Raw genomic sequence first — 15,693 nt, 5'->3', positions numbered from 1 at the left:
GTATTAAGTATTAAGTATTAAGTATTAAGTATTAAGTATTAAGTATTAAGTATTAAGTATTAAGTATTAAGTATTAAGTATTAAGTATTAAGTATAATATTTAATCATCTAAATAAAAAAAATCCGTCTTGAATTGTTTCGAGACGGATTTTATTTTGAGTTGAATTAAACTTATTTTTTAATCAATTTCTTGGTGATTTTTCCATCAGCTGTATCAACAGAAATGACATAAACACCTGCTGGTAAATTTTGAACATTGATTGCTGCTCGTTTATTTGAAAAATTTACAATCGTTTCTTGTACAACTTTACCCGTAACATCTTTGATGCTCACATTGGAATCTCCAAATGCTTTTTCGGTTAACAAATAAAATTCACCTTTGGTTGGATTCGGATACAAACTCATGCTGTTGTTCTCCAAATCAGTGGTTGCCATATTGGTGCAATCCAAAACTTCGGTTGGCGGCATATCAAAAGATTGAGTTCCATCCATCACATTGTTCGGACTTCCTTGAGAAGCCCCAAAGCCTAAACCACGTTTTGCAAAAGCTTTCCAAATATGACAACGATTCTCACCGTTGTTGTAAATCAAGTCAGCTTCCAAAATAGCATCTCTACCCGTTACAAAACCTGGGTTACATGGTTGTAATTTCATGCCATCTGTAACCAATTGCATCGCGACATTGTTACCACCTGTTCCTGTATAAATATTTGGATCAAATCCATATTTCCCGATTAATTCCCAGGTCATTTCCCACAACATCGTTGCCCAAACATATCCAACTCCATGAGGAACCGAAACAGATTTGATGGTGTTGTAGGTTGAGCTATTCACAGACATATCGGTTGAATATCTACTTGGACGAATTCCAACACCGGTTGTTGGTTGAGAAACGGCATACGTGCCAATTCCTCTACCATCAGTTCCTTGATCGCCTGGCTCAATGGTCATAACCAATCCAATGAAATCACTCCAACCTTCACCCATTTGTTCTTGATTATTCAAACAGCTTGTGGTATTTGGACCACCGGTTAAACGATTGGAAATTCCATGTCCGTATTCGTGTGCAACAATTCCATTGTCAAATGATCCATCTTTGTATCCGTCCCAATGTCCATCTTTGGGAACAGAACCATTTAAAGTTGTTCCGTCCAAAACAGCATCAATAATAGGATTACCATCATTCATGCTAATCATCACTGAAGGAATGGTAATGGTGTTATCAGTTCCACCCATTACAATAGGTGCTCCTGCAACATTGTTGACCATTACGACCGCTTTTGCACCCGCATCTTGTGCTTTTTTAACCTTTACCACAAAATCACAATTTCCTCGTTGGATCATTGCAATTTTACCGTTTAATTGTGCTGCATTGATGATGTTTTCGCATCCGTCATTGGCATTGCTTCCTCCATTGGCATTGTCATCGATTACAACCGCCAAATTCTCTGTGATAGGCGGAGTAGGAATTCCTGGGCCAAAACTAGCTAATTCACCATTGTAATTTCCTTGATGGGTTCCAGCTGTATTGACTGCAAATAAATGAGAATCGCCTTCATTGGATGTCCACATAAACATGATCATATACGGATTTCCACCTTCTGGAGGTGTTCCAAACATGGCATTGTTCATAGAGCCCATCGCTTCACCTGTTTGTCCAAATGCATAAACTTCATCGGTGCCGACACCTCCATTTCCATAATTGTTCAATTGGAAATTTCCAGCTTGTTCGGTAAATCCGTATTGATACCATACATCATGCAACATATTGTTCATGTAGAACAAATTGGTTGTAGAAGCATCATAGCTTTCGTATAAATTTCGAGTGAAATCAATCGGGAAGTCAAAATTCAAATTAGTTCCACCATCGGCATACCCAGTGAACGTATAAGATCCACCGTTGTACAACCAATTCAAACCTGCACTGTTTTGATCATTTACTGCTTTGACATTATTTCCATGAGTCAAGGTCGATTCATGACCAGGCGCTCCATTGGTATCGTGCCAACCAAATGGCGAAGCGATAGGATCTGCCGGATTATTAACCATCGAGCGTTCCCCAAAAGTCGGTGCCTCAACAGGTAATTTGAAAACTCGGTACGATGCATTGTCATTTAAAGTTGCTGTTTGATATTGCTCTTTTAACCATTGAACATTTTCTGATTGTTTGAATTCAGTAGTGGGATTTTCAAATGCTCCATGGTCGAAACTACAACTCAATAAATGATTATGACTTGCATAAATTTCTCCCGTTTGAGCATTTGCTACATATTCCATCATTTTCAATTGATTCTCTTCCATGATGTTCAAATGGAAGATCCAACTTAAATTCAGCTTCCCATCTTCAGTTGGATAATACATCAATTGATTGTGAAAATCGGAATTCAAAAAGGCAGATTCATTCAATACAAATCCCAATCCTTGTGCTACCACTGAAGCAAACTGATTCAAATCTTGAATAGCTGATTGATTTGCAATTCGTTGATGGATGTTTTGCTGAAAAGTAGAATTCATCGAAAGAACTTTTTCATCTTTCAAAGCTAAATTTGCAATTGCATTGTAGATTGGATATCCGCCTAGATGCTGATGTATATAGGCATATTCAACCTTATTATTCGAATTTAGGTAATGGGTGGAGATCTGTAAATCTTCCAAATCAGAAGCTTTTAACCCGAAATGATCAGCTTGATTGATAAGATGATTTTGAGTTATTGGCAAAATTTGAGAAGATTGTGACCAAGCAGTATTTACCACTAGGGCAAGTGCCGCGGCCAAAAAATAATTCTTCTTCATACATGTGTTGTTAAAATGTGAAGAAGTAAATATACGTTTTTATTCGATTAATTGCTTTTTTGATTTGCTAATAAGCCATAAACCGATGAAAGTAATTAGTCCATTTAGGATGATTAATTCAACCCCAATCTTATAATCGGAATAATTTTTAAAGTATTCATTGATGAAATAGGTGATAACAGGAGCGATTAATGCCACACTCAAAATCGTATACTTTAAGGAAATGGTACGTTTGGTTAAAATTCCAAATGCAAACAATCCTAAAAGTGGGCCGTAGGTATAACCCGCAATTCCCATGATGAGGTACACAATGGATTTATCGTTCAATGCTTTGAAAAATAAAATCAACAAAAAGAAGACCAATGTAAAGCCTAAATGAACCCAAATACGAAGTTTCTTTTTCTCCTTTTCAGTCATTTTTTCGTTTTCGTTCATTTTCAATAAATCAACACAAAAAGAACTTGTTAGAGAAGTTAAAGCTCCATCAGCCGATGGGAACAAGGCAGAAATCAATCCAATGATAAAAATTACAGCGATGAATAATGGGAAATATCCTTCCAATGACAAAGCTGGAAATAAGTCATCCCCAATGATATTTTGAACCACTCCTGCTTCATTTCTGAATCCGAACATTCCGTTTTCATAAACGGCTCCTTGTTGCATCGCATATAAATACAACAATCCACCAAGGAATAAGAATGCCAAATTTACAATCAACAAGGTACTGGCAAACGTCAACATATTCTTTTTGGAATTGTACAAATTGTCCACACTTATGTTCTTTTGCATCATTTCTTGATCCAATCCCGTCATAGCAATCGTGATGAACATTCCACCTAGAAAACTTTTCAAGAAGAAGTCTTTAGAGTTTACGTCGGTATTCACCAAATTGGTATAGCCAATATCTGAAATCTTTGTAAAAGCCGCACCAAAGGATAAATCCAATTGACTCAAAACATAAATGATACACACAACTAAACTCAATAACATGAATGTGGTTTGTAAAGTATCGGTCACAACAATCGTTTTTACACCTCCTTCATAGGTGTACAAAACAATCATTAAGAGCATGATAAGAGTTGTTAACCAAAAGGGAATTCCGATGGCATCTAAAAGGAATATTTGCAATACATTGATGACCAAATACAATCTCGCAGTAGCACCGATTCCTCTCGAAATGATGAAAAATATGGAACCAGTTTTATGCGCTTCGACATTGAATCTTCGCCCGAGATAGGTGTAAATCGATGTTAAATTCATTTTGTAATAGAGAGGAAGTAGGACAAAGGCGACAATAAAATAGCCAAAAAAGAAGCCTAAAACCATCATATAGTACTCAAATGCACCAAAGGCGCCATCTGTTCCCATTATTTTTCCAACCGTTCCCGGAACCGAAATAAAGGTTACCCCGCTCAAACTAGTTCCAATCATTCCAAATGCTACCAACCACCATTTGCTCTTTCGATTACCAATAAAAAAGGATTGATTATCTGAATTTTTGCTTGTTCTATACGCAATGTATAATAAACCTAAAAAGTAAATGATAACTGAAAACAAGATAATGTTTGAGTTCATAGAAGGGTTATTTTCATCCAAAAATAGTATTTTTGACCGAATGAATCACCGAACAGAAAAGACTTATTGAAATTTCTTTCGTAGATTCATTTACATTTATACTAAATCAAATTCTTTCATGAATTATCCGAGTAAGGTTTTAGAGCGCGCAGTAGAGGAGATGTCCAATCTTCCGGGAATAGGGAAAAGAACTGCTTTGCGTTTGGTGTTGCATATGTTGAATCGTCCCGATACCCAAACGGAAAATTTAGCCGATGCTTTGCAACATTTGGTGAGAGATATTCAATATTGCGAAAAATGTCATACCATTTCAGATGCATTGGTTTGTCAAATCTGTTCCAATCCGCTACGTGATGATTCCATTGTTTGTGTTGTGGAAGATGTGAGAGATGTGATGGCAATTGAAAATACAGGGCAATACAAAGGCGTTTTTCATGTTTTGGGTGGAAGAATTTCTCCTATGGATGGAATTGGTCCAGGACAATTGCACATCCAATCATTGGTGAAACGAATTGAAAGCGAAAACATCAAAGAAGTTATTTTTGCTTTGAGTTCCACGATGGAAGGTGACACAACTTCGTTTTATTTGTACAAAGTTCTGAAGAATTTTGACATTCAATTTTCTACCATTGCTCGTGGAATTGGAGTAGGAGATGAGTTGGAATATGCAGACGAAGCAACACTTGTTCGATCCTTGCAAAATCGTATTCCTTATGTTGAATCAAGTTCGAAATAATGAAAGTATCGGTAGTAATTGTAAGTTATAATGCCCGTTTTTATTTGGAACAATGTCTTCATAGTGTTGAAGCAGCCCTAGAGAATATAGAAGGAGAAATAATTGTTGTAGACAACGCTTCGCCAGAAAGACCTTTGGATTTTGTCAAACCCAAATTCCCAAATGTTCATTTTATTGAATCTCCAGAAAATTTAGGATTTGGAAAAGCCAATAATTTAGGTGTAGAAAAAGCAAAAGGAGAATATGTCTTGATCTTAAATCCAGACACAGTCATTCCCGAAAATTTATTTTCGGAAATCCTTCCATTTGCTGATCAAACGGAGAATTTAGGTGCTTTAGGAGTACGATTGATTGATGCCAATGGAAAATTTCACCCCGAAAGCAAACGGAACATTCCGAATTTTGAAAATACCTTTGGGAAATTATTTGGAACGCTCATAAATTCCAAAAGTTCAAAATCTTATTACAAAACCGATGTGGGAGAATTTGATGTTGCGCCAGCTGAAATTTTGGTTGGAGCTTTTATGTTACTGAAAAAATCGGTGTATCAAAAAGTGGGCGGTTTTGACGAACGATATTTCATGTATGGGGAAGACATCGATTTGAGTTATACTTTGGTTCTAAACGGATTTACCAATTATTATTACGGAAAAACGACGGTTTTGCATTACAAAGGTGAAAGTACTCGAAAGGATAAAAAATACTTAAAGGTCTTTTTTGATGCAATGAAATTATTTGTCGATAAATATTATTCCGAAGATGGATTGAAATATTTTATTTTTAAATTGGGATTAAAAGTTCGGGCAAAATTAGCTCTGTCCAAAGGAACTTTTAAGAAAGGAGATGTGAAGGTAAAAAGGGAAATTGAGGTAGCGAACTTGCAAAAAATTCAATCTCCAAATGATATCAAAGAAAAATCCGCCCAAATACTTTTAGACGGATCGATATTTTCCAATCAGGAAATGCTTTCCTTCATTAATTCATATAGTCAACCTATTCAACGAGAATTTTACATTCAACCCAAAGGAATGAATGTCATCATTGGTGATCTAGGGATTTCTGGAACTATTGAGCAGAATCTTTAGGTGCTTCTACTGCAGCTTCTGTTGTATTTAAAGTGTCAACTACAACTTCAGTAGTTTCGGTTGCATGGTTGTGTTCTGCGTGATCATGTCCTGCATGAGCGTCTACTTTCTCAACTGGCTCGTCGTGAACTACAGGATAAATAGATTTGTTCCCTTTTGGAGTAGCATCACAAGAAGCTAATATAAAGACTCCAGCAAATAATAGTCCTAAATTTTTCATCATTATTCCGATTTCTTATTATTCAAATTTTTTACAAACTTAGTGCAATTCAGCAATTTTTTGCACACCTCCAAGGGTTTTATCGCCAACTTTTACCAAAATTTTTGAATCCAACGGTAAAAATAAATCTACACGCGATCCAAATTTGATAAATCCATATTCTTCTCCAGCCTTTGCTTGATCTCCATCTTTGGCATACATCACGATTCTACGCGCGACTGCACCTGCAATTTGGCGAAACAAAATGTTTTGTCCGTTCTCGGCTTGAACGACAACTGTTGTGCGTTCATTTAATTCAGAAGATTTTGGGTGATAGGCTACCAAAAATTTTCCTGGGTGATATTTGGTGAAAATTACTTTTCCTAATAAGGGATATCGACAAACATGCACATTTAAGGGTGACATGAAAATCGATACTTGCATGCATTTTCCTTTGATGAATTCGTTTTCTTGAACTTCTTCTACTACGACAACTTTCCCATCAACTGGAGCAATGATGTCCAATGGCGAAGCTTGATTGGTTCGAATTGGATTTCTAAAAAACCATAAAATGAATCCATATAAAATCCAAAAAGGCAATACAGCCAAAATAGAATAAGGAGAAGGTATAAACTTCCATGAGACGAAACTTAGGATACAAAACAGGATAAAAAATCCGATGATAATAATACGACCTTCTCTATGCATTTTATAAAACTTCTGTTAACAATAGATACAAATAGACCATTGGAATGACAAAGATAAAACTATCCAAGCGATCTAAAAATCCTCCATGTCCTGGCATCCATTTGCCACTATCTTTTGCGTTAAATGTTCTTTTCAATTTAGATTCTACCAAATCACCAATTGGAGCTGCAATTGCAACGATAATCCCGACGATAAGCCAATTCAATTTCGATTCAGGTAAGAAGAAATACTCCAATAAATATCCAGTCAATACGGTAAAAACGAATCCACCAATTGCTCCTTCCCAAGATTTCTTTTCCGAAATTTTTGGTGCTAATTTGTGTTTGCCTAAATAACTTCCGACTACATAGGCCATAATATCACTGATCCAAATCAGAAGGAAAACCCATAAAATTTCATACGTAATCACTTCTTTTCCTAAGACGTAATGCGTCACTGGAATCGTCAAGGCGAGCGAAAACGGAACAGCAATATAAATCACTGCAATGGTTGCTTTTCCAAATTCTATATACAATTCGGTGGGCGAGAATAAGATGGTAAAGCAGGCGAGGAGAAACAATACCGGTCCAGCAAAACTTAAGGATTGCATGACAAAAGCACTATTTTGTTCCAGTAAATAAAAACTGAAATAATACATTACACCTGCAGATCCTGCAAATGCTAGTAGGGTATATAATTTATCTTTTAATTCTGTAATAGATACAAATTCAATCAAACAAAGTACCATCAACAAGGCCATCAAACCCAGAAATAAGTATGGATGTCCTGTCGTACCTAAAAATATAAGTCCAATGAAAATGATTCCTGAAATAATTCTTGGCCCTAAATTTTTCATCAAATTTGTTCTACTAACAGCAAATAAATATTCTTTGCATTGGAAGACGAGTCCACGTTATGAACTAGTTTTCCTCTTATGGAAGTAATGTTATTAGGTAAATTATTTCCTTTGACAGATTTTAAGCGTTGCAAAGCTTCGCTAATATTGGCAACCAATTGTTGTGGAGTTGCATAAATAATCACATTGGGAGGTAACTCTTCTTGTTTTCTTCCATTGGTTTGATGCGATGAAAGCATGATAGCGCCATCAAAAGCAACCAAATATTCACATTCGATAAAAGCAAAATCTCTTTGTGAATTTAATTGAGGTTTTACTTGAACATTCAATCGATTGATCAAGGATATCAATTTGGGATCAAAACAAACGATTTCATCTATTCCTTCATTCTCAACCACATCTTTTAAGTTTGTGAGAGCTTCTTGTTCGTTTTCACAATAAAAGAAATGCCCACCCGCTGCGATGAAGTTTTTGGTAAACAAAACATCGATCGGTTCTTTGGTTTGAAAGGAGACAAATTCCAATTCTGCTTCATCCGTTTCGGATTCTTCAGTATGAGAAGATAAAATTTGTTTTATTTTTTTCCACATACTCATGGGTTCAGAGATTAGGCGAAAATAACCAATTTATGTAAGAAATGTTAAGAATTTAATCGTTTTTTTCAACAGGTTCTTCACCAACCACAATTGTATCGCTAGGATTTGTGTTTAATGTTGAAACTGCATTTCCAGGAGGTTCAATGGATTCATCATCTTCAAAAATGCGTTCTCCAAAAATTTCTACTAGGTCTTCTCTGAAAATAACTTCTTTTTCCAACAACTTATCTGCCAATTGATCCAATTGAGGACGATATTCATTCAATAAGTTTTTCGCTCTATCGTATTGAGATTCAATAATTTTAGAAACTTCAGCGTCAATGGTTTTGGCTGTTTCCTCACTATAAGGTTTCGACATTCCATATTCGCTTTGTCCTGTTGAATCATAATAGGATATATTTCCGATTTTGTCGTTCAATCCATAAATGCTCACCATAGCAGAAGCTTGTTTGGTAACTCGCTCCAAATCACTTAAAGCACCCGTTGAAATGTCTCCAAATACAACTTCTTCAGCAGCACGACCACCCATTGTTGCAGCAATTTCGTCCAACATTTGTTCCGTCGTGGTGATTTGTCTTTCTTCAGGTAAGTACCAAGCAGCACCCAAAGATTTTCCTCTTGGTACAATGGTCACTTTGACCAAAGGAGCTGCGTGAGGCAATAACCAACCAATCGTCGCATGACCTGCTTCGTGATACGCAATTCTGCGTTTTTCTTTTGGTTTGATCAATTTATTTTTCTTTTCCAATCCACCGATGATTCGATCTACGGCGTCTAGGAAATCTTGGCGTTCAATTTTGTTTTTGTTTTTACGCGCAGCAACCAAAGCAGCTTCGTTACAAACGTTTGCAATGTCTGCACCGCTAAAACCTGGCGTTTGTTTTGCTAAGAATTCTGAATCCACATCTTCTCCCAATTTCAATGGTTTCAAATGCACTTCAAAAATTTCTTTACGTTCTCCTAATTCAGGTAAATCAACATGAATCAATCGGTCGAAACGTCCAGCACGCATCAAAGCTTTGTCCAAGATATCTGCGCGGTTGGTTGCAGCCAATACAATAACGTTGGTATCGGTTCCGAAACCATCCATTTCGGTTAACAATTGGTTCAACGTATTTTCACGCTCATCATTTCCTCCCGTGAAATTATTTTTTCCACGTGCACGTCCGATGGCATCAATTTCATCAATGAAGATAATCGCTGGCGCTTTGTCTTTTGCATTTTTAAACAAATCACGAACACGAGATGCTCCAACTCCCACAAACATTTCAACGAAATCAGAACCCGATAAGGAGAAAAATGGAACGTTTGCTTCACCCGCAACAGCTTTTGCTAACAAGGTTTTACCAGTACCTGGAGGACCAACTAATAAAGCTCCTTTTGGAATTTTACCTCCCAAAACCGTAAATTTTTCTGGATTTTTCAAAAACTCAACGATTTCTTCCACTTCTTCTTTCGCACCTTCCAAACCAGCTACATCTTTGAATGTAACTTTGATTTTATCGTTTTCGTCAAATAATTTGGCTCTTGATTTCCCAATGTTGAAAATCTGTCCACCAGGACCACCACCAGCACCACCAATACGTCTGAACATAAAATACCATAACAATCCAAATAAGATGATCCAGAATAAGATGTTCCAAAACATTTTTCCAAATTCATCGGGTGGAATGTTGGTATAAGCAGTTTTTAATTTATTTTCTTGAATGGCTTTTTCAATTTCGGTTTCAAAATTGGCATTATCAGCTACAATAAAAGAGTATTGTGGACCTGCTTGAGCAAAGGCAGTCATATTGGAATTCTCTTTTTTGAAATGTTTGAATTGATCCAATTTCAAGGCTTCATCGGTCAAAAACACATCGACCTTATGTTCTTCTAAATTCAATCGAACGGTTTTGATATGACCTTCCTTTAAATATTCAAAAAAAGTACCTCTATCTAGTTTTTTCACTTCACCGCCCATGCTACTGGTGAAAAGCCAAAATCCAATTAATAAAAACCCCACGATGGCATAGATCCACATAGGATTAAAAGAATTGTTTGATTTTTTATTTTTATCGTTTGTGCTCAAATTTTTCAGTTTAAATAGTTACAGTAATTTCTTTTGCATCTCCCCAAAGACTTTCTAAATCATAGTATTCTCTGTATTGTTTTTGGAAAACATGCACAATAATGTTGGTGTAATCCAATAAAATCCATTGTGCATTTTCAGTACCCTCAACATGCCATGGACGTTCTTGAATTTCATTTCTCACTTTTTTCTCCAAAGCAGCTGCAATGGACGCAACGTGAGTGTTGGAATTTCCGCTACAAATCACGAAATATTCACAAAATGCGTTTTCTATTTCTCTTAAATCAAGGATTTTAATGTCTTCTGCTTTTGAGTCAGAAATACCGTCAATGATGACGTCAATTATAATCTTAGAATCTACTTTTTTACTCATTCAAAATTTTATAAGTTGCAAAATTAGTGAATATTCGCTGAGTTTTCACATTTTAAGATAACTTTAGCGACTAGAAAGGATAAATTTATTGCATGGAAATACACAAATTTGACACCATTCCAAGTACGAATTCTGCTTTAATGGATTTCTCCAAAAAGAATGCCAAATCATGGACGGTTTTTTGGACTTCCAATCAGACGAACGGACGTGGATACAGTGGGAATCATTGGGAATCCAATCAAGATCAAAATCTGGCAGTTAGTGTTCTGATAAAGACAGAATTAACCTATCAGGAATTGATTTATTTTAACCAATGGATTAGTAATGTCGTCAGAAAAGTTATTTCATCCTATGTTCCGTCTGCCTTTGTAAAATGGCCTAATGACATAATTGCTGAAACGAAGAAAGTTTCGGGAATTCTAGTTGAAACTTATAAGCATGAAAACCAGATGAATATTGTCGTTGGTGTTGGAATAAATGTCAATCAAACCCATTTTGGAGAGCTATCAAAAGCCGGATCTTTGGCCAGCATTACGGGTAAAAATTATGACATAGAAGAAATATTGTCAGATTTCCTGACAGAAATGCAAGCATCCTTTGTTCAAATTGAACAAAAACAATGGGAATATATCCAAAATACTTATTTAACTCATTTATTTCGAAAGGATGTTCCTTCTGAATTCCTAAAAAATCAAGAAATTTTTAGTGGAATTATTCGTGGTGTAGATTCCAGCGGACTTTTGTTAGTGGAATTATCAAACAGAGAATTGAAAACATTTCAACATAAAGAGGTTGAATTAATTTATTAAAATATTAGAAATAATTTGTTAGATTAAGCTAACATTTATAGTTTTGCCTCATAAAATAAATTATGAGGAAAATTGTTTATGCTTATTTTTTAGGAAGTCTTGGATTCGCTTCTGCACAAAATTTACCAGAAAAATCAGATTCTTTGCTCTGGGAAGAAGACGAAATCCAATTGGAAAGTGCTGTTATTACAGGAACATTGAAAGAGGTTAGTCGTTTGGATAGTCCGGTTCCAGTCGAGATTATCACACCAAGATTGTTTCGAAAAAATCCTTCTCCAAGTTTATTTGAATCCATTGGTATGGTCAATGGAGTACGTCCGCAAGTGAATTGCAATGTTTGCAATACAGGAGACATTCACATCAATGGAATGGAAGGGCCTTATACTATGATATTGATCGATGGTATGCCTATTGTTAGTTCTTTGTCAACGGTTTATGGATTGAATGGAATTCCCAATTCAATGGTTGAAAAAATAGAAGTAGTAAAAGGGCCAGCTTCTTCCTTGTATGGGTCAGAAGCCATGGGTGGAATCATCAATGTGATTACCAAAAATGCACAGAAAGCGCCAAGTCTTTCCGTTGATTTTATGAGTTCATCTTGGATGGAGTTCAATACCGATATTTCCACAAAATTTAAGATTGGGGATGCAAGTAGTTTGATTGGGATGAATTATTTCAAATACGATGATGTGAAAGATAACAACGGAGATAATTTCACCGATTTGACGTTACAAGATAGAATTTCCATTTTCAACAAGTGGAATTTAAAACGAAAAGATGACAAAATTGCAAGTTTAGGTTTGCGATATGTATATGAAGATCGTTGGGGTGGAGAATTGGACTATAACAAACGAATTCATAGAGGTAGTGATGAAGTTTATGGTGAATCGGTTTATACATCAAGATTTGAAGCGGTTGCCATGTATCAGTTGCCAATAAAAGAATCCATCACCACACAATTCTCCTACAATTACCACGATCAAAATTCATGGTATGGAAATACGCCTTATATGGCAACTCAGCAAGTCGCCTTTGGTCAAGCTTATTGGGACAAGACTCTAGGAATTCATAATTTGTTGGCTGGAGCAACGATTCGTTATACGGATTATGATGACAATACGCCTGCAACAGCCGATGAAAATGGACATAATGTACCTTCTAGAACGACTATTCCAGGTGTTTTTGTTCAAGATGAAATGAAATTCAATCCCCAAAATAGTTTGCTTTTGGGCTATCGATTTGACTATGATGAACACCATGGATCCATCCATTCGCCACGTGTTGCTTACCGATATTCGTCTGCTGACAAGAAACATACCTTACGAGGAAGTTTTGGAACAGGATTCCGTGTCGTAAATTTATTTACGGAAGATCACGCTGCCTTGACTGGGTCAAGAGAAGTAATCATCACGGAAGAATTAAAACCTGAGCGTTCGTTGAATGCAAATTTAAATTATGTCACTCGTTTTACCACTGGAGGCATGAATGTTGACGTGGATGTTACTGGTTTCTATTCGTATTTCACCAATAAAATCAATGCAGATTATGATGTGAATCCAGACCAAATCGTATACGATAATTTGGAAGGGCATGCGATTTCACAAGGTGTTTCTTTGAATACCAACTTTAGTTTTGGCATTCCATTGCGCATTTCTGCTGGAGTTTCTTATATGGATGTGTTTCAAAAAGAAAAGGATGAAAATGGTGTTGAACAAAAAGAAGTACAATATTTCGCACCAGAATGGTCTGGAAACTTGGTCATGAGTTATTCGTTCCCAAAGAATTTTAGTGTGGATTTAACCGGAAATTGGAATGGTCCAATGCGTTTGCCAACAGTTCCCAATGATTATCGTCCAGAGTATTCGCCTTGGCATATGATTGCCAATATTCAAGTAACCAAAAAGTTTCAAAATGGAATGGAAATTTATGCGGGTGTAAAGAATTTATTTGATTTCGTTCCTTCAGAAGATCCAATTTTGCGCGCTTTTGATCCGTTTGATCAACAGGTTGATGATCCGATTCAAAATCCAAATGGATATTCGTTTGATACGACCTATAGTTATGCTTCTATGCAAGGAATTCGTGGATTTATAGGTTTTAGATATTCAATGTTTTAAGAAAATGAGAAGATTGGTTTATTGTATGTTTGGATTAATTTCTTCTTGGGTGTTTGCGCAAGAAAAGATCAGCATTCATGTTATTGAAGAGAAAATTCAGATAGAAAATAAACCAATCTTTTTGTCTATCACAACGGATTGGTGTGGGATTTGTCGAATTCAATCCCAACAATTTGCAAAAGATGAGGAATTGATCAAATTGATGAATTCCAAAATTTATTTTTTCGAATTCAATGCAGAATCCACGGAAGAAGTCAAGTTGAAGAATCATGTATTTTCCAAACAACCCAGTCAATACCATGATTTGGTTATAGAATTATTGGGAGATTCCAACGAAATCAGCTTTCCATCATGGGTTGTCCTCAATCAGGATTTTGAAATTTTGGATGTCTATTCAGGGCTGTTGCGTCCCAAAGATTTGAAACGCATGATAAATCAGCTAGCAAAAGAATAAAGCTTTAACGAGCAATATCCAACTTTACTTTTTTGTTTTTAATTCTTTCCTTATCCAACTTTTTCACCAAATCCATCGCTTTTTTGCGAGGAATTGCCACATAAGAAGTCGTATCTTTTACTTCAATCAAGCCAACTTCTTCTTTTGTTAAACCACCTTTTTTGATTAAGAATCCCACAATATCAACTTTGTTGACTTTGTCTTTTTTTCCTGCGCTGATGTAAATTGTTTGCCAAGGCGAATTTTGAGGAACTTTGGTAAATCCTTCTACATCTTCAACTAGAATTTTGGAATCGATAAAAGGGAAGTTTTCATCTTCTGAAATCATCACATACACAAACCCTTTTGCGTTCATACGCGCTGTACGACCGTTTCGGTGAATGAATGCATCTTCTTTGGGTGGAAGCTGATAATGGACTATGGATTCCACTTCAGGAATATCCAATCCTCTAGCAGCTAAATCTGTCGTAATGAGAATTCGAACCGAATCATTTCGAAATTTAAACAAAGCTCGCTCTCGTTCGTCTTGTTCCAATCCACCATGGAAATTTTCACGTTCGATTCCTTTTCTTCTAAGCAATTCAGAAATTCGATCTACCGCGTCTCGATGATTGCAGAAAATCAGAGTTCGTTTGCTTCCAATTTTACAGATCAATTTGAACAAAGTTTCTAATTTTTCCTCTGAAAGTGTATTTACTTTTCGAAATTGAAAATTGGGTTTTGACTCCAATTCTTTCAAAAAATCTAAAGTTTTGACATTCTCCAATCCAGCGAAGGAAGGAATTGTGGACATGGATGTAGCAGATGTTAGAATTCTATGATTGAGGTTAGACATAGATTCTATGATGTAGGTCATATCGTCTTGAAATCCGAATTCCAAGGATTTGTCAAATTCATCCAAAACCAAGGTTTGAATGGTTGAAGCGTCTATATTTTGGTTTTTGACATGGTAAGCAATTCTACCTGGCGTTCCAATTAAAACCGCTGGAGATTCAATCAAATTATTTTGTTCGATCTTTTTATCATGTCCACCGTAAACGACAGAAACTTTGTAGTCTGTTGCCATGGCTTTGAAAACTTGTTCGATTTGAAGAGCTAATTCTCGAGATGGAACCATGATTAACGCTTGAATTCCGGAATTTTGAGGAGATAAATTTCGCAGTAAAGGAAATAAAAATGCCAAAGTTTTTCCAGAACCAGTGGGAGACAATAAGATTATATCTTGGTGATTGTCAGATTGTGAATATGTTGATTTTTGCATCTGATTCAAATCTTGAATCTGCAATTTTTCTAAGATCGATTGTACATCCATTCTGCAAAGGTAGGCGAATTGATGGGTTTA

14 protein-coding genes are annotated in these 15,693 nt (G+C 36.0%); 5 read left to right on the top strand and 9 right to left on the bottom strand.

Annotation, left to right across the window (positions count from 1 at the left end):
* Positions 1-171: 171 nt before the first annotated feature.
* Both ABID46_RS08435 and ABID46_RS08430 read right to left on the bottom strand, forming a co-directional pair.
* Entirely contained in the window at positions 172-2,793 is a 2,622-nt protein-coding gene (locus tag ABID46_RS08435; RefSeq protein ID WP_354509013.1) for a T9SS-dependent M36 family metallopeptidase, read from the bottom strand.
* Between the two features lie 39 nt (positions 2,794-2,832).
* On the bottom strand, positions 2,833-4,368 hold the full coding sequence (locus tag ABID46_RS08430) for a sodium:solute symporter (RefSeq protein ID WP_354509011.1): 1,536 nt from the start codon (positions 4,366-4,368) through the stop codon (positions 2,833-2,835).
* Positions 4,369-4,486: 118 nt separating this feature from the next.
* On the opposite strand from ABID46_RS08430, the gene recR reads away from it, so the two are divergent.
* The gene (recR, locus tag ABID46_RS08425; protein WP_354509010.1) at positions 4,487-5,104 is read left to right on the top strand and encodes a recombination mediator RecR; all 618 of its coding nucleotides are present in this window, start codon (positions 4,487-4,489) and stop codon (positions 5,102-5,104) included.
* Positions 5,104-6,189, top strand: a complete 1,086-nt coding sequence (locus ABID46_RS08420) for a glycosyltransferase family 2 protein (RefSeq protein WP_354509008.1) — start codon at positions 5,104-5,106, stop codon at positions 6,187-6,189. The genes recR and ABID46_RS08420 overlap by 1 nt, the downstream gene beginning before the upstream one ends.
* Here the strand turns inward: ABID46_RS08420 and ABID46_RS08415 are convergent.
* From ABID46_RS08415 to rsfS, 6 genes are read right to left on the bottom strand one after another with little or no spacing between them, the layout of a single operon-like run.
* Complete coding sequence (locus ABID46_RS08415; protein ID WP_354509006.1) at positions 6,170-6,412, bottom strand: hypothetical protein; 243 nt, start codon at positions 6,410-6,412, stop codon at positions 6,170-6,172. The genes ABID46_RS08420 and ABID46_RS08415 overlap by 20 nt on opposite strands.
* Positions 6,413-6,448: 36 nt before the next feature.
* Entirely contained in the window at positions 6,449-7,096 is a 648-nt protein-coding gene (locus tag ABID46_RS08410; protein ID WP_354509004.1) for a phosphatidylserine decarboxylase family protein, read from the bottom strand.
* A gap of 1 nt (position 7,097) precedes the next feature.
* Entirely contained in the window at positions 7,098-7,931 is an 834-nt protein-coding gene (locus ABID46_RS08405; protein WP_354509002.1) for a phosphatidate cytidylyltransferase, read from the bottom strand.
* Entirely contained in the window at positions 7,931-8,521 is a 591-nt protein-coding gene (locus ABID46_RS08400; protein WP_354509000.1) for an LUD domain-containing protein, read from the bottom strand. Before ABID46_RS08400 ends, ABID46_RS08405 begins: the two co-directional genes overlap by 1 nt.
* Positions 8,522-8,579: 58 nt before the next feature.
* A complete protein-coding gene (gene ftsH / locus ABID46_RS08395) occupies positions 8,580-10,550 on the bottom strand; it encodes an ATP-dependent zinc metalloprotease FtsH (RefSeq protein ID WP_354509021.1) in 1,971 nt (656 codons plus the stop codon).
* Between the two features lie 58 nt (positions 10,551-10,608).
* Positions 10,609-10,971 carry a ribosome silencing factor gene (gene rsfS / locus ABID46_RS08390; protein ID WP_354508998.1) on the bottom strand — a complete coding sequence of 121 codons (363 nt, stop codon included), beginning with the start codon at positions 10,969-10,971 and terminating at the stop codon, positions 10,609-10,611.
* A gap of 92 nt (positions 10,972-11,063) precedes the next feature.
* On the opposite strand from rsfS, the gene ABID46_RS08385 reads away from it, so the two are divergent.
* The 3 genes from ABID46_RS08385 to ABID46_RS08375 all read left to right on the top strand — a co-directional run bounded on the left by ABID46_RS08385 (position 11,064) and on the right by ABID46_RS08375 (position 14,351).
* Positions 11,064-11,780, top strand: a complete 717-nt coding sequence (locus ABID46_RS08385; protein ID WP_354508996.1) for a biotin--[acetyl-CoA-carboxylase] ligase — start codon at positions 11,064-11,066, stop codon at positions 11,778-11,780.
* A 62-nt stretch (positions 11,781-11,842) separates the two neighbouring features.
* Positions 11,843-13,897, top strand: coding sequence for a TonB-dependent receptor plug domain-containing protein (locus tag ABID46_RS08380; RefSeq protein ID WP_354508994.1), 2,055 nt, complete (start codon positions 11,843-11,845; stop codon positions 13,895-13,897).
* Between the two features lie 25 nt (positions 13,898-13,922).
* Positions 13,923-14,351, top strand: coding sequence for a thioredoxin fold domain-containing protein (locus ABID46_RS08375; RefSeq protein ID WP_354508992.1), 429 nt, complete (start codon positions 13,923-13,925; stop codon positions 14,349-14,351).
* Between the two features lie 4 nt (positions 14,352-14,355).
* On the opposite strand, the gene ABID46_RS08370 is transcribed toward ABID46_RS08375, so the two are convergent.
* Complete coding sequence (locus ABID46_RS08370; protein WP_354508990.1) at positions 14,356-15,663, bottom strand: DEAD/DEAH box helicase; 1,308 nt, start codon at positions 15,661-15,663, stop codon at positions 14,356-14,358.
* Positions 15,664-15,693 lie beyond the last annotated feature (30 nt).

The sequence above is a fragment of the Moheibacter stercoris genome, assembly GCF_040545805.1.
Taxonomy (GTDB): domain Bacteria; phylum Bacteroidota; class Bacteroidia; order Flavobacteriales; family Weeksellaceae; genus Moheibacter; species Moheibacter stercoris.
Note: the sequence above shows the minus strand (reverse complement) of the source record. Positions and strands in the feature narration are given on the sequence as shown.

Excerpts from the sequence above, each read along its gene's own strand:
- ABID46_RS08435 (WP_354509013.1), bottom strand. The coding sequence starts at position 2,793 with ATGAAGAAGAATTATTTTTTGGCCGCGGCACTTGCCCTAGTGGTAAAT.
- ABID46_RS08430 (WP_354509011.1), bottom strand. The coding sequence starts at position 4,368 with ATGAACTCAAACATTATCTTGTTTTCAGTTATCATTTACTTTTTAGGT.
- recR (WP_354509010.1), top strand. The coding sequence starts at position 4,487 with ATGAATTATCCGAGTAAGGTTTTAGAGCGCGCAGTAGAGGAGATGTCC.
- ABID46_RS08420 (WP_354509008.1), top strand. The coding sequence starts at position 5,104 with ATGAAAGTATCGGTAGTAATTGTAAGTTATAATGCCCGTTTTTATTTG.
- ABID46_RS08415 (WP_354509006.1), bottom strand. The coding sequence starts at position 6,412 with ATGATGAAAAATTTAGGACTATTATTTGCTGGAGTCTTTATATTAGCT.
- ABID46_RS08410 (WP_354509004.1), bottom strand. The coding sequence starts at position 7,096 with ATGCATAGAGAAGGTCGTATTATTATCATCGGATTTTTTATCCTGTTT.
- ABID46_RS08405 (WP_354509002.1), bottom strand. The coding sequence starts at position 7,931 with ATGAAAAATTTAGGGCCAAGAATTATTTCAGGAATCATTTTCATTGGA.
- ABID46_RS08400 (WP_354509000.1), bottom strand. The coding sequence starts at position 8,521 with ATGTGGAAAAAAATAAAACAAATTTTATCTTCTCATACTGAAGAATCC.
- ftsH (WP_354509021.1), bottom strand. The coding sequence starts at position 10,550 with ATGTGGATCTATGCCATCGTGGGGTTTTTATTAATTGGATTTTGGCTT.
- rsfS (WP_354508998.1), bottom strand. The coding sequence starts at position 10,971 with ATGAGTAAAAAAGTAGATTCTAAGATTATAATTGACGTCATCATTGAC.
- ABID46_RS08385 (WP_354508996.1), top strand. The coding sequence starts at position 11,064 with ATGGAAATACACAAATTTGACACCATTCCAAGTACGAATTCTGCTTTA.
- ABID46_RS08380 (WP_354508994.1), top strand. The coding sequence starts at position 11,843 with ATGAGGAAAATTGTTTATGCTTATTTTTTAGGAAGTCTTGGATTCGCT.
- ABID46_RS08375 (WP_354508992.1), top strand. The coding sequence starts at position 13,923 with ATGTTTGGATTAATTTCTTCTTGGGTGTTTGCGCAAGAAAAGATCAGC.
- ABID46_RS08370 (WP_354508990.1), bottom strand. The coding sequence starts at position 15,663 with ATGGATGTACAATCGATCTTAGAAAAATTGCAGATTCAAGATTTGAAT.